Raw genomic sequence first — 21605 nt, forward strand, 5'->3', positions numbered from 1 at the left:
CCCGCCGCAGGACGGGTGTCGGGCCCGGCACCGTACGGTGCCGGGCCCGGGACGGAACGGCTGGGGTCAGGCCTTGACCGGGCGGCCGGGCGCGGCGCCGGCCGCCCCCGCGGCCACCGGGCCCGCGTCGCCGCAGACCACCAGCAGAGCGGTCGCACGGCCGAGCGCCTCGGTGTACGCCTCGGCGGCCCGGGCGGGCGTCCCGCCGTTGACCACCAGGACGACCACCTCGCGGCGGGCCGGACGGGTCAGCGCGGCGTCCGCGTAGAACACGTCCCCGCCGTCGGCGAGCTGTGCCCAGTAGCGCTCCTCGCCGAAGGAGAGTTCGTGCTGCTGCCAGGGGTGCGCCTCGCCGACCGTCAGCACCAGGATGTCGCCCGGGTTGCGGCCGGAGTCCAGCAGCAGGTCGACCGCGTCGTCGGCGCGCTGCAGCGCCTGGTGCGCGGCGGCCCCGATCCGCTGGACCTCCACCTGCGGTGCGGCGGGCGCCGGAACGCGCGGCGCCGGGCCGGGCTTGGGGATCAGCCCCGGCGGACCGGGCCGGGCGGCGCGCGGCGGGGCCGGGCGCGGCGGCGCCGGTCGGGGGCCGGGCACCGGAGCCGGGGCGGCGACGGTGGTGGGTGCGGTGGCGGGTGCGCCGCCGGTGGCAGGCGCGTGGAGGGCTTGTGCGTCCGACTCTCGGGGGAAGGGAACGCCGGGGCCCGGGAGGCTCTCGTGAATCTCCGGCTCCTCGGGGAAGACAGGCATACCCGGATATCTATCAAATGCCGGTCGAACGCGCACGGGCGCCCCACCCATTGGGCACCGGACTCCCGCCACCCCCACCCGGGGCAATTCCAGACGGACCGTCAGAAACCGAGCGTCAACTGTTCGTCGGCGGATCCCCGGCCCTCGCCCGCGACCTCCCGGACGCGCTTGAGGTGGCGCCACTTCGACAGTCCGTCCATGTACGCCCAGGAGAGGCGGTGGTGCTCGGTGGGGCCGAGTTCCTCCAGCGCGGCGCGGTGCACCGGCGAGGGGTAACCGGCGTTGTCGGCGAAGCCGTAGTCCGGGCACCCCTCGCCCACGTCGGCCATCAGGCCGTCGCGGTGGACCTTGGCGAGCACCGAGGCGGCGGCGACACAGACGCAGGACTGGTCGCCCTTGATCACCGTGCGCACCCGCCAGGGGCCGCCGAGGTAGTCGTGCTTGCCGTCCAGGATCACCGCGTCGGGCTCGACCGGCAGCGCCTCCAGCGCGCGCACGGCGGCCAGGCGCAGCGCCGCCGTCATGCCGAGCTCGTCGCACTCCTGCGGCGAGGCCTGCCCGAGGGCGTAGGCGGTGACCCAGTCGGCCAGGACCGGGGCGAGCGCGCGGCGGCGCAGTTCGGTGAGCAGCTTGGAGTCCGTCAGCCCCTCCGGTGCCTTGCGCAGGCCGGTGACGGCCGCGCCCACGGTGACCGGACCGGCCCAGGCGCCGCGCCCGACCTCGTCCAGACCGACCACGATCCTGGCGCCGGCCCGGCGGAGCGAGCGTTCGACGGAGTGCGTCGGCGGGACGATGGGCATGGTGGCTTCCGTTCAACTGGGGCAGCCTCCAGCCTAAGCCCGCCGCACACCCGCCGGATCCGCCGCCCTCGGACCCACGGCCCGGGCCTCAGGCCCGGATCATCGGCTGCAGGACCTCGTCCACCAGCCGGGTGGCGAACTCCGGTGCCAGGTCCTGGAATCCGCGGATCTTGGCCTGGTAGAGCAGCATCGCCGGGATGACGTCGGCCACCAGCGGGGTGGCCGCGCCGGGCCGTACGTCCCCGCGCTCGGCACCGCGGCGGAGGATCTCCAGGATGGTCGCCGTGGTCGGCCCGATGACCCGGTCCTCGATGAAGCCCTTGAAGACCTCGGCCTGCTCCTGGTCGATCTCGGCCATCAGCGCGTGCAGGGCGGCGCCCACCCGGGACGTCACCGCGACCGTGAACGTCTCGATGAGCTGCAGGAGTTCGTCCCGGGCGGCCCCGAGGTCGGGGGTGTCGTAAGGGCGTGGAAGAGTGGCGTCCAGGGCGTCGATGACGAGCTCGTCCTTGGACGCCCAGCGCCGGTAGAGCGCGGCCTTCCCGGTCCGCGCCGCACCGGCGACCCCTTCCATGGTCAGCCGCGCGTATCCGCCGGAGGTGAGCTGGTCGAGCGTGGCCTCGAAGATCGCGTTCTCCAGCTCCTTGCCCCGGCGCCGGCCCGGCCGTGCCAGGGCCTGATGGGCGGCCCGGACCGGACAGCCGCCCGGGGCCGCCGAGGCCCCCGACGCGCCGGCCACCTCGGAGGCACCTGCGGGAGAGGACGCTCCCGCAGGCGAGGGCGCCTCGCCCGTCGGTCCGTCCGCCGGCCCGCCCGAGGACCCGTCGGTCGACCGCGCCGCCGACCGGCCGGACCGGTCCGCCACCAGGCGCCGTACCAACCGTTCCATCACCACCACCCTTAAGGAACGCTTGCGTTCACAATCACGCTCAGGATATCGTCCAGATTAGTGAACGATCCCGTTCCTTCCCGGTCTGCGCAAGGGCGCAGCGCCACACCCGGACACCGGCGCCCGGCCGGGTCCACAGCACCGAGCACGTAGCCAGCAGGGGGCACATTCGTGGCTATCTCCGACACGCTCAACAAGAACTCACCACCGCAGGCCGGAAAGGGTCGGGGCAAGGGCATCACCCTGACCGTCATCGCGGCCACCCAGCTCATGGTGGTGCTCGACGCGACCATCGTGAACATCGCGCTGCCGCACATCAAGGACGCCCTGAACTTCTCCACCACCGACCTTTCGTGGGTCATCAACGCCTACACGCTGACCTTCGGTGGTCTGCTGCTGCTCGGCGGTCGCGCCGGTGACATCCTCGGCCGCCGCCGGGTGTTCATCTTCGGCACCCTGCTGTTCGGCCTGGCCTCGCTGCTCGGCGGTTTCGCCCAGGACAGCGGCCTGCTGCTGGCCGCCCGCGCACTCCAGGGCATCGGTGGCGCGATCTGCTCCCCGACCGCGTTCGCGTTGATCGCCACCAACTTCGAGGAGGGGCCGGAACGCAACAAGGCGTTCGGCGTGTTCTCGGCGGTGGCCGGCTCGGGCGCCGCGATCGGCCTGCTGGCCGGCGGTCTGCTCACCGAGTACCTGAACTGGCGCTGGGTGTTCTTCGTCAACGTGCCGATCGCGATCCTGATCGCGATCGCCGCGCCGCGCTACATCGCCGAGTCCGAGCGCCACCCGGGCCGTTTCGACCTGCCCGGCGCGCTCACCTCGACGCTCGGCCTGGTCGGCCTGGTCTACGGCTTCATCCGGGCCGCCTCGGACGGCTGGTCGGACAGCGTCACGCTCGGCTCCTTCGCGGCCGGTGCCGTCCTGCTGGCCGCCTTCCTCGTGATCGAGACCCGCACCGACCAGCCGATCACCCCGATGCACCTGTTCGCCGACCGCAACCGCACCGGCGGCCTGGTGATGATGCTCTGCCTGGCCGCGGCCATGTTCGGCATCTTCTTCTACGTGGTGCTGTTCGTGCAGGGCCCGCTCGGCTACAGCCCGCTGATGGCCGGTGTCTCCTTCCTGCCGATCAGCGTCTCGATCATCATCGCCGCGCAGCTCGCGTCCAACCTCCAGGCCAAGTACGGCCCGAAGCCGTTCATGGCGGGCGGCGCGCTGCTGGTCACCGTCGGCCTCAGCTGGCTGACCCAGATGGGCAAGGACAGCGGCTACCTGGACGGGGTGCTCGGCCCCACGGTGGTGTTCGGCTTCGGCATGGGCCTGATCTTCGTCCCGGTGATGCTGCTCGCCGTCGCGGGCGTCCCGGGCGAGGAGACCGGGGCCGCCTCCGGCCTGCTCAACTCGATGCAGCAGATAGGTGGTTCGCTCGGCCTGTCGATCCTGACCACGGTCTTCGCGCACTACGCGACGGCGGAGGCCGCCGTGCAGCTGCCGAAGTTCATGGAGAGCGCGACTCCGGAGCAGCTGGGCTACCTCCAGCAGCACCACGAGTTCCCGGCGGGCACCGACGCCGCCAACACCGTGCTCACCCAGGGCATTTCGCACGGCTTCATCGTGGGTGCCGCGCTCGCGGCGGTCGCCCTGCTGGTCGCGGTCTTCGTGATCAAGGCCAAGGCCAGCGACCTGCCGAGCGGTGACACCGCCGTCGCGATGCACTGACGCCGGCCCGACGTCGGCACCGAGCCGGCACGGCAGGGCACCGGACCGGCACGGCACGGCACCGAGCCGGCACAGCACCGAGGGCCGACCGGGAGCAGCACGCTCCCGGTCGGCCCTCCGCTTTCCCCGCACGCCCCGGGTGCCGGTCCCCACACCCCGGACATCGTTCCCCGGGCCCCGGCTCCCGCGCGGAGCCGAGCATCGGCCCCCGCGCCCGACCCCGCGCCCGCGCCCGCGCCCGCGCCCGCGCCCGCGCCCGCGCCGAGCATTGACCCCGAGCATTGACCCCGGGCCGACGCCTACCAGTCCGTGTCCGCCAGTCCCGCCCGGTCGCAGGCCCAGCGGCCGATGAGCGAGGAGTCCCGGACCGGCGGCCGCTCCGCGAGGATCCGCCGGGCCCGGGCGGCCGCGAGGTCGGTCGCGTACCAGGGCGTCGAGGCCGGGCCCAGGTCCTGGGCGATCAGCTGCAGCGCGCAGCTGCGCTGCGGCTCGGGGAGCCGGTCCAGGGCGGGCACCGCGTCCGCCGACAGGTCGCGGACGTTGCGCAGGTCGATCGACGCGGTGTGCGGGTCGGTGCGCAGGGCCTGCTCGTACCGGCCGACGTTCTGGTCGGCGATGATCGCGTCCGGGCCCATCAGGCCGTACACCGCGACGGTGAGGACCCCGCTGAGGACGACGACGCGCGGCAGCCAGCCGGTGCGGCGGGTCAGTCCGGCGGCGATCAGCAGCAGGAAGACGGCGCCCATCCAGACCTCGACCACGAGCACCCAGAGCCGCAGCCGGGTGAGCCCCGAGGCGTCCACGTAGAACCACATCCGGCCGAGCGCCGAGGCGACCACGGCCAGCGCCAGCACGCAGAGCAGCCCGAGCAGGATCCGCGCCAGCCGGCGGTCGGCGGCGGTGGTGCGCGGCGCCCAGCGCTTGGCGACCGCCACCACGACCAGGGTCAGCACGGTGATCACGCTCAGCTGCCAGAAGCCCTGTCGGGCGTACGCGGAGCGGCTCATCCCGGTGTTGCGCAGCACGGCGTCCGCGCCGCCGAGCACCACCACGGCCTGGAGCACCGCGAAGACGCCGAACAGCAGGTTCAGTGCGGCCAGCGGCAGCGCCCACTCCAGCCGCCGCCGCTCCCGGCCCGGCCGGATCGTGGTGCGGTCCCAGCGGCGCGGGCCGGCGGCCATGTGCGCGAAGCCCAGCGCGGTCAGCGTCCCGAGGACGAAGAGCAGGGCACGGCCGGGGAGTTCGTCGAGGTCGAGGTCCGGGCTGAGGTTGCCCAACAGGTCCGCCATGGCGGCGTCGGCGCTGGCGAACAGCACGCCGAAGACGGTCAGCAGGACGACGGCGACCACGAGCGCCTTGAGCACCGGGACGATCCGGCCCCGGCCGGGCAGCGGCCCCCGGCCCAGACCCTCCCGGGCCCAGGCCGCCGAGGGCACCAGCTGCCACAGGATGCCGGGCAGCGGGAGCAGCACGCCCGGCCAGCGACGCCCGCCGTGCAGGGCGAGCGAGGCCACCGAGAGCGCGCCGAGCACCGCCAGCGTCGCGGGCCACCCGGCGCCCCAGCAGGCCGGGACGGCGAGCAGGGCGAGGGCGAGCAGGCTCCACACCACCGTCCAGGGCCGGATCCGGCGACCGGCCGCGTGCGCGGCGAACCCGGCTCCGGCGGCCGCGACGGCTCCGAGCAGCAGGAGGTCGGGACCGAGGCCGTCGTAGAGCTGCCAGGCCGTGAGCAGACCGGTGGCCAGCGCCGCCAGGAGGACCTTGGGGCCGGCCGCCGCCCGCCGCTCGGGGTCGCTGCGGCGCAGCCAGGAGGAGGCCGAGGACGCCTGCGTGCCGACCGACCGGGTGGCGACCGTGGCCGCAACGGCGGCGACGACGGCGAGCAGCAGCAAACCGGGGCCTCGGCCGGTGACGAGCAGCCCGACGGCCGCCAGGGCGACGATCAGCACCGCCAGGACGACCCGCGGGCCGGGCGCCGCCCGCTGCGGACCACGGGCCGTCGAACGGTACGCGCCCTGGCCCGCCGAGCTGTGCGAAGCGTACGGAGCGTACGGGTCATACGGGTCGCCAGCCGGGCCGGCCGGGTCGCGTTCGGCGCCGGCCGACTCGTTCGCGACGCCGGTCGGGTCGAGCGACTCGGCCGCACCTGGCGCATCGGACGAGGCAGGCGTGGACGGGCCTGGCATGAGTCCCCCTCAGTGGTCGGCAGGCATGCGGAAGCCGCCCTCGGGGCAGTCCGCCGGCGGGCGCACCAGGCGCCGCACCGCCGACTGTAGACCATTCTGAACGGGTTCAAAAGTTGGTTCTGAACGCGTTCAGAACCCCCTAGCCCTTCACCGACCCGGCCAGGAGCCCCCGGACGAAGTACCGCTGCAGGCTGAAGAAGACGATCAACGGCACGAGGATCGACAGGAACGCTCCGGCCGTCAGCAGCTCCCAACGCCCGCCGAGGGAGCCCGACAGCTGCGCCAGCCGCACCGTCATCGGCGCCACCTCGGGCGTGCCGCCGGCGAAGGTCAGCGCGACCAGCAGGTCGTTCCAGACCCAGAGGAACTGGAAGATCGCGAACGAGGCCAGCGCCGGGGCGCTCAACGGCAGCACGATCGAGCGGAAGATCTTGAAGTGCGAGGCGCCGTCCACCACCGCCGCCTCCATCAGGTCACGCGGCAGCTGGGCGATGAAGTTGTGCAGCAGGAACACCGCGAGCGGCATCGCGAACATGGTGTGCGCCAGCCAGACCGGGGCGTAGCTGCCCTTCAGGTCCACCGCCGGCACCAGGGTCAACGAGCCCAGGTGCGCACCGCTGGAGAACAGCCGCAGCAGCGGGATCAGCGCCATCTGGAGCGGCACCACCTGCAGCGCGAACACCGTGAAGAACACCGCGTCGCTCCCCCGGAACCGCACCCAGGCCAGCGCGTACGCCGCCATCGCCGCGAGCACCAGCGGGAAGACGGTCGCCGGGACGCTGATCGCCAGCGAGTTCACCAGGAACGGCATCAGGCCGCTGGAGGCGCCCGAGCCGCCCTCGAACAGGACGGAGTGGTAGTTGCCGAGGCCGAAGTCCGGGTGGAGCAGCGAGCTCCACCAGCCGCTGGAGGTCACGTCCTGCTTGGGCCGCAGCGAGGTCACCAGCAGGCCCAGCGTGGGGATCGTCCAGAGCACCGTCATCGCGATCACGAACACCGAGGCCAGCGGACTGCTGAAGGCCTTGCGGACCTGGCTCCCGCCACCAACGGCAGCAGCGCCGCCCGCACCCACGGCAGCAGCGGCACCAGCGCCGCCCGCACCCACGGCAGCAGCGGCACCAGCGCCGCCCGCGCCATCAGTGCCCCCAGCACCGCCCGCACCGCCCGCGCCGCCAGCGCCGGCGTTCTCCCCGGGAACGGAATCCTTCCGAAGCGAGGTCACCGCACCTCACGCTCCTTCCGCAGCTGGACGATGTTGTAGGCCACCAGCGGCAGCACCGCGAGGAAGAGGATCACCGCGAGGGCGCTCCCCCGCCCGGAGTTGAACTGCACGAAGGACTGCGAGTACATCTCGTTGGCCAGCACCTGGGTGCCGAAGTTGCCGCCCGTCATGGTGCGGACGATGTCGAAGGCCTTCAGCGTGATGATCATGACGGTGGTCAGCACCACCATCACCGTGGTGCGGATCATCGGCACCGTGACGTACCAGAACAGCCGCACCCCGCTCGCGCCGTCCAGCCGGGCCGCCTCCACGACCTCGTCCGGGATCGCCTTGATCGCCGCCGACAGCACCACCATCGCGAAGCCGGTCTGCACCCAGACCAGCACCGCCATCAGCAGGAAGGTGTTCAAGGGCTGCGACAGCATCCAGTTGGGCGGGTCGTCCCAGCCGACCGCGACGGCCAGTCGGCTGAGCAGACCGATCTGCGGCTGCCCCGGTCCGCGCGACTCGTAGACGAACTTGAAGATGATCGAGGCGCCGACCAGCGAGATCGCCATCGGCATGAAGATCAGGGACTTGTAGACCGACTGGCCGCGCATCCGGTCCGCCAGCAGCGCCAGCACCAGCCCCAGCCCGGTCGCCACCAGCGGCGCGACCACCAGCCACAGCAGGGTGTTCAGCAGCACCTTCTGCACCGAGTCGGTGGTGAGGGCCCAGCCGAAGTTCTCGCCGCCGACGAACCGGCTGCCGTCGTCGTTCTGCAGGCTCAGGTAGACCGTGCGGACCAGCGGCACCACCAGGCCGACCGCCAGCAGCAGCACCGCCGGGCCGAGGAACACGGCGACGCTCAGCGGGCGGGACAGTCGGCCGCGGGCCCGGCCGGCGACCAGGAAGACCACCAGCAGGATGCCGAGGAAGCCCGCGACGGCGCCGAAGGTGTTGCCGAGTTTGACCGCCGCGTCGCCCCAGGCGCCGACCGCCAGTCTCTCGACGGCCGGCCCTGCGGCGGCCGGTCCCTCGGCGGCCAGGGCGGCTAGGGGTGACGGGAATCCGGGTACGGACATGGCTGCGCGTCCCTTCGGGTCCGGTGGGAAGGGGGTGGGCGGTGCGGGTGGGTGGCCCCGCACCGCCCTCGACAGGTGGTCCTGTGCCGCGCCGGGAAGGGCCGCGGCGAACCGGCTACTGCGGCCAGGCGGCGTCGATGTCGGCAGCCGTCTTCTGGATCGACTGTCCCTCCGCGAACCAGGCGGTCAGCGACTTCCACTCCTGTCCGGCGCCGACGGCGGCCGGCATCAGGTCGGAGCCGTCGAAGCGGAAGGTGGCCGCCGGGTCGGTCAGCGCCTCGGCGGACAGCTTGTCGATCGGGTCGGTGTACAGGCTCTTGTCCACGCCCTGGTTGGCCGAGACCCAGCCGCTCGCGGTCTTCACCCGGCTGCTCGCCCAGTCCGAGCTGGACAGGTAGTTCTGCACCGCCTGCACCTCGGGCCGGCTCGCGAAGGCGGCCAGGAACTCGCCGCCGCCCTCCACCGGGTTGGCGACGGACGGGTTCACCGCGGGCAGGTGGAAGGCGAAGACGTCCCCGTCCGGGCCGACCTTGGTGCCCTTGGGCCACTGCGCCTCGTAGAAGGAGGCCTGCTGCAGCATCATGCACTTGCCGCTCAGGACGGGCGTGCCCGCGTCCTGGAAGGTCGTGGTGGCGATCGACTTCACGTCGCCGAAGCCCGCGTTGACCCAGGCCGGGTTCTGCATCCAGTCGGCGACCGTGCGCATCGCCGTGGTGATCTTCTCGTCGGAGAACTTCACCTTGTGCCCGACCCACTGGTCGTACACCTCGCCGCCGTAGCTGCCCAGCACCACCTCCTCCAGCCAGTCGGTGGCCGGCCAGCCGGTGGCCGTGCCGGAGGCGATGCCTCCGCACCACGGCTTGGGGCCGCCCGCCTTGGCGATCCGGTCGCTGAGCGCCATCAGGTCCGCCCAGGTCTTCGGTGCCTCGTAGCCGGCCGCCTTGAAGGCCTTCGGCGAGTACCAGACCAGCGACTTCATGTTGGCGCTCATCGGGGCCGCGTAGAAGGTGCCGTTGACCGATCCGTAGGTCTTCCAGATCGGGCTCCACTTGTCCTGGTTGGCGACGGTCTGGGCGGGCGGCTTGGCCACCTTGCCGCTCTTCACCATCTGCGCCAGCAGTCCCGGCTGCGGGATGATCGCGAAGTCCGGGGCGTTGCCTCCGGCCACGCGGACCGGGAGCTGCGACTCGAAGTCGTTCGAGCCCTCGTAACTGATCTTGATCCCGGTACACGTGCTGAACTCGGCCCAGGACTTCTCCAGGTTGTCCGACTCCGGGCTCAGGATGGAGGCGAACATCGTCACGGTCGTGCCCGAATGTCCGGCGTACGACTGGTACTTGGCGCAGTCGCCGGACAGCGACTGGGCCGCCCCACCGCCGTCACCCGACCCGCCGGAACTGTTGGAGCAGGCCGCGGTCAGCACCAGTGCCGCCAACAGGGCGGGCACGGCGGCCGATCGGCGGCGGTGACTCGGTTGCGGCGCTGTCGGGTTGGGGGTCAATGCGGTCCTCCTCGCCAGGGCATTGCTGCCGGTGGTGACTGAACGACATTGCGCTGTACCGGAGATGGGCCTACAGGGATCACGGGCGGACGGCGGCCGGACTGATCGAAGACGTTAACGCAGCAGCAGCCCCCCGCCAAGGTCTGCGTTCGACCTTCACCCCTCGGTATCCGGACCGTGACCGACGACCAGGCGTTTTCCGGAGACCCGCCACCAGAAGTCGAAGGCCCCGCCGGGAAACCCGGACGGGGCCCGTTTCATGACGTTACGTCAGAACAGTCGGACCGGCAGCTCCAGCAGACTGTTCACCACCAGCGACGGGCTCGGCCGCAGCTCGGCGTCCGGCACCGCGAGCGACAGCTTCGGGAACCGCTCGAACAGCGCCGGCAGCGCCACCCCCGCCTCCAGCCGGGCCAGCGGCGAGCCCGGGCAGACGTGCGGGCCGTGACCGAAGGACAGGTGACGGCTCGGGTCCCGGGTGACGTCGAACACCTCCGCCGTCACCCCGTGCTGCAACGGGTCCCGGCCGATCGCGTTGTACGAGACCAGCACCGGCTCGCCCGCCGGGATCACCACGTCACCGACCGGGATGTCCGCGGCCGCGAAGCGGAACAGGAAGTTGCTGGTCGGCGGCGTCCAGCGGAGCGACTCCTCGACCACCGCGTCCCAGGACACCCGGCCCGAGCGCACCAGCTCCAGCTGGTCCGGGTGCGCCAGCAGCGCCCGCACCGCGTTGCCGATCAGGTTCACCGTGGTCTCGTGACCGGCCGCGATGATCACCCGCAGGGTGGCCGCCGCCTCCGCGTCGGTCAGCGCCCCGCCCTCGGCGTCGGCCCCCAGCAGCACGCTCGCCAGGTCCTCACCGGGGGCCGAACGACGCTGCGCCACCAGGTCGTTGACGAAGGCGTTCAGCCCGGCGATGGTCGCCTGGATGCCCGCCGGGTCCGGCTTGATGCCGAAGAACCGCTCGTACAGGTCGCGCAGCACGCCGTGGTCCGACTCCGGCACACCCAGCAGCGAGCAGATCACCGTCATCGGCAGCGGGAAGGCGAACGCCGTCTTCAGATCGACCTCCGGCTCCCCCGCCGCCAGGGCGTCCAGCAGGGCGTGGGTGATCTCCTCGACGCGCGGACGCATCAGCTCCACCCGGCGCGGGGTGAAGGCCTGCGCGACCAGCGCCCGCAGCCGGCGGTGAGCCGCGCCGTCCGTGGTCACCATGCTCGGACCGGGCACCGCCAGGCCGATCAGCGGCCAGGTCTTGGGCACCTCCCCGCGCTGGTAGGCGCCCCAGTGGGCGGCGTCCTTCACCAGCCGGGCGTCCGTCAGCAGCTCGCGGGCCTCCGCGTGCCGGGCCACCGCCCAGGCGGCCACCCCACCGGGCAGCACGACCGGCACCACCGGACCGGCGGCCCGCAGCAGGGCGCCCTCGGCCGCGTTGTCACGGGCCAGCGGGTCGAGGACGATCGGGGCCGCAGCGGCGGTCATCGGCAACTCTCCTTCGGATCCCTGGCGGATCCCTCTCTCGGACGTACAGCGACCGGACGTTCGGCGAATCGACGTCCGGTGACGGGGGTCGACCGGGGTCGACAGGGGGCTGACAGCGGCCGCGGATCAGGCCGGGTGGCCCGGGGTGAACGACACCGGCAGCGCCACCAGCCCGCGCACCCAGGCGGACGGCCGCCACACCAGCGCGTGCTCGGCCACCGCCAGCCGCAGGTCCGGCAGCCGGTCCAGCAGCACCTCGATCGCGGTGGTCGCGATCACCTCGGCCGCCTCCTGCGCCGGGAACGGGCAGCCGTGCTCGCCGTACGAGTAGCTCATGTGCGCCCGGTTGCCCTCGGCCGGGCGGCCGTCGGCCTGCCGGACCGACGGGTCCGCGTTGGCCCCGGCGAAGCCCAGCAGCAGCATGTCGCCCGCGCCGATCCGCTGGCCTCCCAGCTGGGTGTCCCGCACCGCCCAGCGCCCGGCGAAGATCTGCGTCGGGGTGTCCTCCCAGAGCGCCTCGTTGAGCGCCTGGCTGATGCTGCGCCGGCCGCCCGCCAGCGAGGCGGCGAAGCGCTCGTCGGTGAGCATCAGCCGCAGCGCGTTGGAGATCCAGTACGAGCTCGGCTGGTGACCGGCGATCAGCAGCACCCGCAGGTCCCGCATCACCTCGTCGTGGCTCAGCCCGGCCTCGTGCGCCAGCATCCGGGAGGCCACGTCGGCGCCCGGGTACTCGGCCTTCTCCTCCACCAGCGCGAGCATCAGCTCCAGCAGCCGCTGCGCGCCGGCCGGCGCGTCCGGGCCGCCGTCCAGCATCGCCAGCAGCGCCGCGATCAGCTGCGGCGCCTGCTCCTCGTCCAGGCCGAGCACCCGGCACAGCACCAGCAGCGGCATCCGGTGCGCGTACTCGGCGACCAGGTCCGCCTCGCCGCGCCCGGCGAACTCGTCGATCAGCCGGTCGGCGATCTCCTCGGAGTGCTTGCGCAACTCGTACGGATCGATCCCGGCCAGCGCGTCGGTGACCGCGCGCGAACGCCGGACGTGCTCCTCGCCCTCGGCGTAGAGGATCGACGGCACCGGCGCCATCATCGGCTTCAGCGGCCAGTCGGCGGGCAGCGTCTCCCAGGCGTGCCAGCGGCTGGAGTCGCGGCCGAACAGCTGCGGCTGGCCGGTGACCTGCTGCAGCTCGCGGTAGCCGATGACCAGCCAGGCGGGCACGCCGCCGGCCAGCTCGACCGGGGCGACCGGGCCGTGCGCGGCGCGCAGCTCGCGGTAGAGCTGGGCCGGGTCGGTCTGGAAGCGCGGCCCGTACAGCGGCGTGGCGCCGGCGTGCGCCGGGCAGCCCGGCGGCGGGGTGGCGGCGGGCTCGGTCACGGGGTGCTCTCCTCGTACGTCGCGGTGGGGGCCGCCGCCGGGGCGGCGGCCTCTTCGGAGCCGGTCGTGCCTGCCACGCCGGCCGGGCCGACCGCGCCGACCGGGTCACCCTCGTCGGCGCGGGTCAGGTCGGCCAGGTCGGCCGGGTCACCCTCGTCGGCGCGGGTCAGGTCGGCCAGGTCGGCCTCGTCGGCCCCGGCCAGGGCCGCCAGGTGGTGGACCAGTTCGATCAGCACCCGCTTGCCGGACTCGCGGTCGCGCGCGTCGCAGTCCACCAGCGGCACCTGGGCCGGCAGGTCCAGCGCCTCGCGGACCTGCTCCAGGGTGTGGGTCGGCTCGCCGAAGTTGTTGCGGGCCACGATGAACGGGGTGCCGTGGTGCTCCAGGCGGTCGATCGCGTACCAGGACTCCTCCAGCCGCCGGGTGTCCACCAGGACGACCGCGCCCAGGGCGCCGCTGAACAGCCGGTCCCAGAGGAACCAGAAGCGCTCCTGCCCGGGTGCGCCGAACAGGTACAGCACCTGGCGCGCGGAGAGGGTGATCCGGCCGAAGTCGAAGGCGACCGTGGTGGAGCGCTTGCCCCAGGCACCGGCCGGGTCGATGCCCTCGCCCGCCCGGGTCATCACCTCCTCGGTGTTCAGCGGGCGGATCTCGCTGACCGAGCCGACCAGCGTGGTCTTGCCCACGCCGAAGCCGCCGACCACGACGATCTTCAGCGCGTTGTCGGCGGTCGCCCGCAGCGGGGTGCGCGCGGCGGGCCGGACGTCAGAGCCGTTGGAGGCCATGCAGCACCTGCTTCAGCGTGTCGAGGTCGGGCAGCCGGGCCTTGTTCGGCGCGAACCGGGGGTGGCGGGCGGTGACCGCCCCGGACTCCAGCAGGTCGCCGAGCAGGATCTTCACCACCGAGACGGGCAGCGCCAGCTCCGCCGCCACCTCCACGACGGCGGTCGGGGCCTCGCACATCCGCAGGATCCGGGCGTGCTCCGACTGCATCCCGGGCACCGGCTGCCGTTCGGCGACGATCAGGGTGACCAGGTCGAAGGCGTTCTCCGGGGCGCGGCTGCGGCCCTTGGTGATGGTGTAGAGGCGGTCCGGGTCGTCGTCACGGCCCGGCAGCACCGGCCCGGCGGTCATATCCCCGCGCCCTCCGGTGTGGTGGCGCTCCCGGCCGCGGCTCCGGCCCCGGCCTCCGCCTCCGCCACGTCCGCCGCCTCCCGGGCCGGCGCGCTGAGGTGGACGCCGATCTGCTCGATCAGGCCGTGCATGTTGTGGCCGACCACGCCGACGTCCGCGTCGTCGTCCGTGACCACCGCGAGATGCGCGCCCTCACCGGCCGCCACGATGCACAGGATGCCGCCGTGGAACTCGGTCATCGACTGGCGGACGCCGCCGCTGCCGTCGCCGAACTCGATCGAGGCGCCGTGGGCGAGGCTCTGCAGACCGGAGGCGATCGCGGCCAGCTGGTCGGCCTGGTCGGTGTCCAGCCCGGCGGTGTGGCAGAGCTTGAGGCCGTCGGCGGAGAGCACCAGGGCGTGCCGGGTGCCGGGGGTGGCCGCCAGCAGGTTTTCCAACAGCCAGTCGAGGTCGCGGTCGGGGGCGCTGCTCATCAGGTGTCCTTCTCGGTGCCGGGGGAAGCGTCGGGTGTGGTGTCGGGGTCCGTGGTCGGCGTCGGCGTCGGCGTCGGGGTCGGCGTCGGGGTCGGCGTCGGGGTCGGGGTCCCGGTGGAGCGCTGCTCGAGCTCCACCGGACGGGCGGCGGCCCGGCGGAACGCGCCGAACCGGGCGGCCGCACTCGCCGCGTCGGCGCGTACGGGCTTCGCGGTCCGGTCCGCCGCCGGGGCGGTCGTCAGGGTCTGCCCGCGACGGCGCTGGGGCAGGCCGCTGTCGGTCATCCGGGCGGGCGCGGGCGGCAGGGGGGCGGCGATCGGCGCCGGTGCGGCCGGGGTGGTGATCGCCGCCGGGGTGGTGAGCGCGGTCGGCGCGGCGGGCGCCGGCGGCAGGGGCGTACGGCCCGGGCGTGCGGGGGTCAGGGCGGGGCGCGCGGACTCCGCGGCCGGCGCCTGCGCGGGGACGGACGCCGGTGCGGGCGCCGGAGCCTGGTGCGTGATCAGCTGCTGCGGGATCAGCACCACCACCCCCGTACCGCCGCGTGCCGACGGCCGGAAGGAGACCTGCAGCCCGTGCTTGCGCGCCAGCACGCCGACCACCGCGAGCCCCAGCCGGGTACCGGCGGAGAGCGTGGTGAGGTCCAGCGGCTCGGCGGAGACCGCCCGCTCGGCGCGGCGCAGCCAGCTGTCGCTCAGGCCCAGTCCGCTGTCCTCGACGGTGACCGCCAGTCCGGCGGGCACCTCCTCGACGTAGACGTGCACCTCGGCCGGCGGGGCGGAGAAGTTGGTCGCGTTGTCCAGCAGCTCGGCCAGCGCGTGCATGATCCCCTCGGCGGCGTACCCGGCCACCGCGGCGGAGCTGGCGTTGTGCAGCCGCACCCGCTGGTAGGCGCCGATCCGGCCGAGCGCGCCGCGCAGCACCGACTCCACCGCGATCGGCTTGGCCCAGCGGCGGCCCGAGCGGGCACCGGTGAGCACCGCGATGCTGTCGGCCATCCGGCCCGCCTGGGCGGTCGAGTGGTCCAGGCTCAGCAGGTCGCCGAGCACCTCCTCGTCGTGCCGGTGCTGCATCTCGCGCAGCTCGGCGTGCATGCTCGTGGCCAGCGCCTGCACCCGGCCGGCGGCCGTCGCGCAGACCGCGAGGGCGGCGGCCCGCAGCCGCTCCCCCCGGCCGATCTCCTCGCCGACGGCGCGCAGCAGCGCGTACTGGGGGTGCTTGCGGTGGGCGGCCAGCGCGCTGTCCACGGCCGCGCCCGCCCGCAGCTTCTTCACCAGCGCGGGCAGCACGCCCTCCGCGATCCGGTCCAGCTCGGCGCGCTCGGCCTCGACCGCGGCGCGCTCCGCCTCCGCCCCGGCCCGCTCGGCGTCCAGCTCGGCCCGCACCCGGGCCACCTCGGCCCGCGCGGCGACGACCTCCGCCTCGGCGCGGGCCTGCTCGGCACGGGCGGCGTCCCGCTCGGCCTCAGCGGCGGTGGCGCGCCCCTTGGCCGCCGTCTCCGCCTGCCGGGCGGCACCGGCGACGACCAGTGCCGTCATGGCCTCCTGGTGCTGCTCCGCCACGTCCTCGGCGAGTCGGCGGGAGCGCTCGACGCCGGTCGCCGCGAGACCGACCGCGATCAGCCACAGGACGGTGACGGCGCCCACGGCCAGGGCGGTGAGCGGCTGGTGCGCGTCCAGGGCCCGGCTGACACCGACCGGTGCGGCGACCAGCGCCAGCAGGACGGCGGCCGCCGTCAGGGCGACGGTGCGCGGCGCGGGCCGTCGGCGCGGCCGGCCGTCGGGGCTGGTGGCTTCTCTCATCGGTGCGGTCCTCGGCAACGTCGGCGGGCGGCGGCACGGCGGCGGGTCGGCGACGATCGCGACCGCCGACAGCTGGTCGGGCGCATACCAGACCGCCCGGGGACGCGGCGAAACGTCTCCGGGCGGCTGATCGGTTCACGCTTTCGGCCGATCATATCGATTCAGACATTGCCCTCAAGCGGTCAGTTGACGGGCAGTCTCCTCCGTCCACGCGTCGTACACCGATTGGCGACGCAACCGCCGCACGGCCGCGTGGCCGGGTTCACAGCCGGGCGCCCCAGCCGGGGCGCGCAGCCGGGGCGCGCAGCCGGGGTCCACGGCCCGGGGTCCCCAGCCGGGGCGCGAAGCCGGGCCTCAGCCCGGCTTCCGCTCGACCGCCTCCCGGACGGCCTTCGGGTCCAGCCCGTGGTCGACCACCACCCGCACCCCCAGCCCCTCCCCCTCGCGGAGCACGCCGAGCAGCAGGTGCCCGACCCCGATCTCCCCCGACTTCAGCCGCAGCGACTCCCGCAGCGACAGCTCCACCGCCTTCCTCGCCCGCGCCGTGAACGGGACGTGCCCGCCCCTCCCCCCGCCGGAGCGGAACCAGCCGCGACGCTTCGGCACCTCCTCGGGCGGGGCGTCCAGTGCCCCCTCCCCGAAGACCGACTCGACAGCCTCGCGCACCGCGTCCAGGTCGACCCCGATCGCGGCGAGCGCCTGCGCCTCGCCGGTCTCCCCCAGCAGGCGGCGCACCGCCCGCTGCGCCGTGGCGTGGTCCAGGCCGGCCTCCGTCAGCACCCCGGCCGCCGGGTCCTCCGACTGCCTCAGGATCGCCAGCAGGAGGTGCTCCGTGCCGACGTGTCCGTGCCGCAGCTCCCGCGCCTCCTGCTGTGCGGTGACCACGACCTGCCGCGCCGCTTCGGTGAATCGCTCGAACATCCCTCAGCCCCCTTCCTGCTCCTTGCCGGCTCCGCGCCGGGCGTACTTCTTGTGCACCGCCTGCCTGGTCACCCCGAGGCAGACCGCGATGTCCTGCCAGGACCAGCCCTGCGACCGGGCGTTGCCCACCTGCAGGCCCTCCAGACGGTCCGCCAGATCGCGCAGGGCGCGGACCGCCCGGAGTCCCACCGCGGGGTCACGGCTGCTCGCCGCGGCCGCGAGTTCTCCGCTCTCGCTCATGCTGTCAACTCTGGTTGACATCGGCGCGGGTGTCAACCCCGGTTGACAGATGGGGTCGTCAGCGGTCCCCGAACCGCCGCTCCAGCGCCTCCTCGAAGGTCCCCCGGCCCACCGCCCGCTCCGGCGCCAGGTTCCCGCCCGCGCGCAACCCCCGGCCGACCGCACCCGGGATCCGCAGCGGCAGCAGCACCCGCCGCCTGCCCGCCGCCCGCAGGTACGCCTCGGCCAGCTCCCGGTACGACCGCACCTGCGGCCCGGCCACCTCCGGCGCGAACCCGGCGGGCTCCTCCCCCACCAGCCCGGCCACCGCCGCGGCCACCTCCCGGACGTCCACCGGCTGGAACCGGACCCCACCGGGCGCCGGGAACACCGGCAGCTTCGCCGAGGCGTCGAAGACCTTCAGCAGCAGGTCGTGGAACTGCGTCGCCCGCAGCACCGTCCACCCGAGCCCCGACTCCCGCACCACCCGCTCACAGGCGAGCTTCGCCCGGTAGTACGCGAGCGGCACCCGGTCGATCCCCACGATCGACACGTACACCAGGTGCCGCACCCCGGCCTCCCGCGCCCGCTCCACCAGCGTCCGCACCCCCGACACGTCCGCTTTCCTCTGCGTGGTCGCGCAGTCCACCACCACCTCGACCCCGGCCGTCGCCTCCGCGATCCCGGCCCCGGTCACCAGGTCCCCGACCACCCAGTCGACCCCGTCGCCCCCGCCCCGCGCCCGCCTGCTCAACCCCCGCACCGCCACCCCGCGCGCCACCAGCAGCCGCACCACCTCCCGCCCCAGCGTCCCCGTCGCCCCGGTCACCAGCACCGTCCCGTTCACCACGCCGTTCCTTCCGTCGAACACCTGTCACCCCTACGGACCGGACACGGCCCCGATCCGTGACATCGGCGGCCCGCCGGGCGGAAAAGGGGCGGGAAACGGAAGAGGCGGGAAACGGAAAAGAGGCGGGGCGAGGACGTGAAGTCCTCGCCCCGCCTCGGGCTTTCACCTCAGCGGGTGGAAACCGGGTCGGGCACGATCAGCTGCAGCCACTGGTGGAGCCGCAGCCCTCGCAGAGGTAGCAGCTGCCGGCGCGGCGCATCTTGGTGCCGCAGGAGAAGCAGAGCGGGGCGTCGGCGTTGAGGCCGAGCTGGATCTCCATCAGCTCCGTGGAGTTGTGGGCCTGCTTCGGGGCCGCCTTCGGCGCCTCCACGGCCGGGGCCGGCTTGGCGGCGACCACCGGGGCCGACTGGGCGAGGGACTCGGTGTCGAGCTCCTCGGCGTCCAGCGGCTCGTACGAGCCGGTCTCCAGGTGGCGCTGGCGCTCCTCGACGGAGTGGATGCCGAGGGCGGAGCGGGTCTCGAACGGCAGGAAGTCCAGCGCCAGGCGGCGGAAGATGTAGTCGACGATCGACTGCGCCATCCGCACGTCCGGGTCGTCGGTCAGGCCGGCCGGCTCGAAGCGCATGTTGGTGAACTTCGAGACGTAGGTCTCCAGCGGCACGCCGTACTGCAGGCCGACCGAGACGGCGATGGAGAAGGCGTCCATCATGCCCGCGAGGGTCGAGCCCTGCTTGGACATCTTCAGGAAGACCTCGCCGAGGCCGTCGTCCGGGTAGGAGTTGGCGGTCATGTAGCCCTCGGCGCCACCGACCGTGAAGGAGGTGGTGATGCCCGGACGGCCCTTGGGCAGGCGCTTGCGGACCGGGCGGTACTCGACGACCTTCTCGACCGCGGCAGGCGCTTCGGTCTCCTCGGCCTTCTCGTCCTTCTTCTTGGCCGAGAGCGGCTGGCCGACCTTCGAGTTCTCGCGGTAGATGGCGAGCGCCTTGACGCCCATCTTCCACGCCTCGAAGTAGATCTCCTCGACGTCCTCGACGGTCGCGCTGGCAGGCATGTTGACGGTCTTGGAGATGGCGCCGGAGATCCACGGCTGGATCGCCGACATCATCCGCACGTGCCCCATCGGAGAGATGGAGCGCTCGCCCATCGCGCAGTCGAACACCTCGTAGTGCTCGGCCTTGAGGCCCGGCGCGTCGACCACGTTGCCGTGCTCGGCGATGTGGGCGACGATCGCCTCGATCTGCTCGTCCTGGTAGCCGAGGCGCTTGAGGGCGCGCGGGACGGTGCCGTTGACGATCTGCATCGAGCCGCCGCCGACGAGCTTCTTGAACTTGACCAGGGCCAGGTCGGGCTCGACGCCGGTGGTGTCGCAGTCCATCATCAGGCCGATGGTGCCGGTCGGGGCGAGCACCGAGGCCTGGGCGTTGCGGAAACCGTTCTGCGCGCCGATGCGCACGACGTCCTGCCAGGCCTTGTTGGCCGCCAGCCAGACCGGGGCGTCCAGCTCGTCCACCGAGACGGCGTCGAGCGAGGCGTCCGCGTGCTGCTTCATGACCTGCCGGTGCGCGGCAGCGTTGCGGGCGTAGCCGTCGTACGGGCCCACCACGCCGGCGAGTTCGGCGCCGCGGCGGTAGGCGGTGCCGGTCATCAGCGAGGTGATGGCGCCGGCCAGGGCGCGGCCGCCCTCGCTGTCGTAGGCGTGGCCGGTGGCCATCAGCAGGGCGCCGAGGTTGGCGTAGCCGATGCCGAGCTGACGGTAGGCGCGGGTGGTCTCGCCGATCTTCTCGGTCGGGAAGTCGGCGAAGCAGATGGAGATGTCCATCGCGGTGATGACCAGCTCGACGACCTTGGCGAACCGCTCGGCGTCGAACGAGTCGTCGTCCCGCAGGAACTTCATCAGGTTGAGCGAGGCGAGGTTGCAGCTGGAGTTGTCCAGGTGCATGTACTCGGAGCAGGGGTTGGACGCGTTGATGCGGCCGGACTCCGGGCAGGTGTGCCAGTGGTTGATGGTGGAGTCGTACTGGATGCCCGGGTCGGCGCAGGCCCAGGCGGCCTCGGCCATCTTGCGGAAGAGCTTCTTGGCGTCGACGGTCTCGATGACCTCGCCGGTCATCCGGGCGCGCAGGCCGAATTCGGTGCCGTTCTCGACGGCGGTCATGAATTCGTCGGAGACGCGGACCGAGTTGTTGGCGTTCTGGTACTGCACGGAGGTGATGTCGTCACCGCCGAGGTCCATGTCGAAGCCCGCGTCGCGCAGGGCGCGGATCTTCTCCTCCTCCTTCACCTTGGTCTCGATGAAGGCCTCGACGTCCGGGTGGTCGACGTCGAGCACGACCATCTTGGCCGCGCGGCGGGTGGCGCCACCGGACTTGATGGTGCCGGCGGAGGCGTCGGCGCCGCGCATGAAGGAGACCGGGCCGGAGGCGTTGCCGCCGGAGGACAGCAGTTCCTTGGAGGAGCGGATCCGGGAGAGGTTGAGGCCGGCGCCGGAGCCGCCCTTGAAGATCATGCCCTCTTCCTTGTACCAGTCGAGGATCGACTCCATGGAGTCGTCGACGGACAGGATGAAGCAGGCGCTGACCTGCTGGGGCTGCTTGGTGCCGACGTTGAACCAGACCGGCGAGTTGAAGCTGAACACCTGGTGGAGGAGGGCGTGGGTCAGCTCGTGCTCGAAGACGTCGGCGTCGTCCGTGCTCGCGAAGTAGCCGTGCTTCTCGCCGGCGGCGCGGTAGGTGAGCACCACGCGGTCGATGATCTGCTTGAGGCTCCACTCGCGCTGCGGGGTGCCGACGGCGCCGCGGAAGTACTTGGACGTGACGATGTTGACGGCGTTGACCGACCAGAAGTCGGGGAACTCGACGCCGCGCTGCTCGAAGTTGATCGACCCGTCGCGCCAGTTGGTCATGACGACGTCACGCCGCTCCCAGCGGACCTCGTCGTACGGGTGCACGCCAGGAGTGGTGTGGATGCGCTCCATCCGCAGGCCGCCCTTCGGGGCCTTGGCGCCCTTGGCCGCGGCCTTCTCGGACTTCGACCCGCGTGCGGAACCGCTCGTGGTGTCTGTCACTTCTCGCTCCTCCTCCTGGGCAAACGCCCGAAGTGCCCCGAAAAGTCCGGGCACCGCTGGTTCGTTCTTCCGGTGTGCGGGCAGGCGGAGACCCTGCCTCGTTTTCGCACGGTTTGTAGTGTTCTGCGCCCCGTTTCCGGGCGCGCGGGGACCCCGTG

At 73.1% G+C, this 21605-nt stretch carries 17 protein-coding genes and 1 pseudogene; 1 reads left to right on the plus strand and 17 read right to left on the minus strand.

Translation table 11 applies throughout. The features are described from left to right. Positions 1–66: 66 nt before the first annotated feature. The 3 genes from ACIRD3_RS31190 to ACIRD3_RS31200 form a co-directional block, all read right to left on the minus strand. Positions 67–747, minus strand: coding sequence for a hypothetical protein (locus ACIRD3_RS31190; RefSeq protein WP_402223302.1), 681 nt, complete (start codon positions 745–747; stop codon positions 67–69). 101 nt (positions 748–848) lie between these two features. After that, entirely contained in the window at positions 849–1547 is a 699-nt protein-coding gene (locus ACIRD3_RS31195) for a ribonuclease HII (RefSeq protein WP_402223304.1), read from the minus strand. Positions 1548–1635: 88 nt separating this feature from the next. Next, a complete protein-coding gene (locus ACIRD3_RS31200) occupies positions 1636–2286 on the minus strand; it encodes a TetR/AcrR family transcriptional regulator (protein ID WP_402223306.1) in 651 nt (216 codons plus the stop codon). Between the two features lie 321 nt (positions 2287–2607). Here ACIRD3_RS31200 and ACIRD3_RS31205 point away from each other — a divergent pair, with 321 nt between their 5' ends. Continuing rightward, the gene (locus tag ACIRD3_RS31205) at positions 2608–4155 is read left to right on the plus strand and encodes an MFS transporter (protein WP_402223308.1); all 1548 of its coding nucleotides are present in this window, start codon (positions 2608–2610) and stop codon (positions 4153–4155) included. Between the two features lie 299 nt (positions 4156–4454). On the opposite strand, the gene ACIRD3_RS31210 is transcribed toward ACIRD3_RS31205, so the two are convergent. The 14 genes and pseudogenes from ACIRD3_RS31210 to ACIRD3_RS31275 form a co-directional block, all read right to left on the minus strand. Further along, positions 4455–6341, minus strand: coding sequence for a DUF4153 domain-containing protein (locus ACIRD3_RS31210; protein ID WP_402223310.1), 1887 nt, complete (start codon positions 6339–6341; stop codon positions 4455–4457). A 139-nt stretch (positions 6342–6480) separates the two neighbouring features. Beyond that, positions 6481–7413 (minus strand): carbohydrate ABC transporter permease, encoded by a 933-nt coding sequence (locus tag ACIRD3_RS31215; RefSeq protein WP_402223311.1) that lies wholly within the window; start codon positions 7411–7413, stop codon positions 6481–6483. Positions 7414–7559: 146 nt separating this feature from the next. Beyond that, on the minus strand, positions 7560–8627 hold the full coding sequence (locus tag ACIRD3_RS31220) for a carbohydrate ABC transporter permease (protein WP_402223313.1): 1068 nt from the start codon (positions 8625–8627) through the stop codon (positions 7560–7562). Positions 8628–8742: 115 nt separating this feature from the next. Beyond that, positions 8743–10074, minus strand: a complete 1332-nt coding sequence (locus ACIRD3_RS31225) for an ABC transporter substrate-binding protein (protein WP_402223315.1) — start codon at positions 10072–10074, stop codon at positions 8743–8745. A gap of 324 nt (positions 10075–10398) precedes the next feature. Then, on the minus strand, positions 10399–11613 hold the full coding sequence (locus ACIRD3_RS31230) for a cytochrome P450 (protein WP_402223317.1): 1215 nt from the start codon (positions 11611–11613) through the stop codon (positions 10399–10401). A gap of 126 nt (positions 11614–11739) precedes the next feature. Further along, positions 11740–12984 (minus strand): cytochrome P450, encoded by a 1245-nt coding sequence (locus ACIRD3_RS31235; protein WP_402223319.1) that lies wholly within the window; start codon positions 12982–12984, stop codon positions 11740–11742. Between the two features lie 191 nt (positions 12985–13175). Next, positions 13176–13769: pseudogene (locus tag ACIRD3_RS31240) on the minus strand (GTP-binding protein); the annotation flags it as partial. Beyond that, entirely contained in the window at positions 13750–14118 is a 369-nt protein-coding gene (locus ACIRD3_RS31245; RefSeq protein ID WP_402223321.1) for a DUF742 domain-containing protein, read from the minus strand. The pseudogene ACIRD3_RS31240 and the gene ACIRD3_RS31245, both read right to left, overlap by 20 nt. Continuing rightward, positions 14115–14591: a roadblock/LC7 domain-containing protein gene (locus ACIRD3_RS31250; protein WP_402223322.1), complete on the minus strand. Its 477-nt coding sequence runs from the start codon at positions 14589–14591 to the stop codon at positions 14115–14117. The genes ACIRD3_RS31245 and ACIRD3_RS31250 overlap by 4 nt, the downstream gene beginning before the upstream one ends. Next, positions 14591–16390: a sensor histidine kinase gene (locus tag ACIRD3_RS31255; protein WP_402223323.1), complete on the minus strand. Its 1800-nt coding sequence runs from the start codon at positions 16388–16390 to the stop codon at positions 14591–14593. Before ACIRD3_RS31255 ends, ACIRD3_RS31250 begins: the two co-directional genes overlap by 1 nt. A 354-nt stretch (positions 16391–16744) precedes the next feature. Then, positions 16745–17311, minus strand: coding sequence for a Clp protease N-terminal domain-containing protein (locus ACIRD3_RS31260; RefSeq protein ID WP_402223325.1), 567 nt, complete (start codon positions 17309–17311; stop codon positions 16745–16747). A gap of 3 nt (positions 17312–17314) precedes the next feature. Next, positions 17315–17551, minus strand: a complete 237-nt coding sequence (locus ACIRD3_RS31265; RefSeq protein ID WP_402223326.1) for an RNA polymerase subunit sigma-70 — start codon at positions 17549–17551, stop codon at positions 17315–17317. Positions 17552–17609: 58 nt separating this feature from the next. Next, positions 17610–18401 carry an SDR family oxidoreductase gene (locus ACIRD3_RS31270; protein ID WP_402223327.1) on the minus strand — a complete coding sequence of 264 codons (792 nt, stop codon included), beginning with the start codon at positions 18399–18401 and terminating at the stop codon, positions 17610–17612. 175 nt (positions 18402–18576) lie between these two features. After that, positions 18577–21447 (minus strand): vitamin B12-dependent ribonucleotide reductase, encoded by a 2871-nt coding sequence (locus tag ACIRD3_RS31275; protein ID WP_402223329.1) that lies wholly within the window; start codon positions 21445–21447, stop codon positions 18577–18579. Positions 21448–21605 lie beyond the last annotated feature (158 nt).

Origin of the sequence: Kitasatospora sp. NPDC093550, from assembly GCF_044764985.1 — a bacterium.
GTDB lineage: Bacteria > Actinomycetota > Actinomycetes > Streptomycetales > Streptomycetaceae > Kitasatospora.

Bases quoted from the DNA above. Each gene is read 5' to 3' on its own strand.
- ACIRD3_RS31190 (WP_402223302.1), bottom strand. From the start codon at position 747: ATGCCTGTCTTCCCCGAGGAGCCGGAGATTCACGAGAGCCTCCCGGGC.
- ACIRD3_RS31195 (WP_402223304.1), bottom strand. From the start codon at position 1,547: ATGCCCATCGTCCCGCCGACGCACTCCGTCGAACGCTCGCTCCGCCGG.
- ACIRD3_RS31210 (WP_402223310.1), bottom strand. From the start codon at position 6,341: ATGCCAGGCCCGTCCACGCCTGCCTCGTCCGATGCGCCAGGTGCGGCC.
- ACIRD3_RS31220 (WP_402223313.1), bottom strand. From the start codon at position 8,627: ATGTCCGTACCCGGATTCCCGTCACCCCTAGCCGCCCTGGCCGCCGAG.
- ACIRD3_RS31230 (WP_402223317.1), bottom strand. From the start codon at position 11,613: ATGACCGCCGCTGCGGCCCCGATCGTCCTCGACCCGCTGGCCCGTGAC.
- ACIRD3_RS31245 (WP_402223321.1), bottom strand. From the start codon at position 14,118: ATGACCGCCGGGCCGGTGCTGCCGGGCCGTGACGACGACCCGGACCGC.
- ACIRD3_RS31250 (WP_402223322.1), bottom strand. From the start codon at position 14,591: ATGAGCAGCGCCCCCGACCGCGACCTCGACTGGCTGTTGGAAAACCTG.
- ACIRD3_RS31255 (WP_402223323.1), bottom strand. From the start codon at position 16,390: ATGAGAGAAGCCACCAGCCCCGACGGCCGGCCGCGCCGACGGCCCGCG.
- ACIRD3_RS31260 (WP_402223325.1), bottom strand. From the start codon at position 17,311: ATGTTCGAGCGATTCACCGAAGCGGCGCGGCAGGTCGTGGTCACCGCA.
- ACIRD3_RS31265 (WP_402223326.1), bottom strand. From the start codon at position 17,551: ATGAGCGAGAGCGGAGAACTCGCGGCCGCGGCGAGCAGCCGTGACCCC.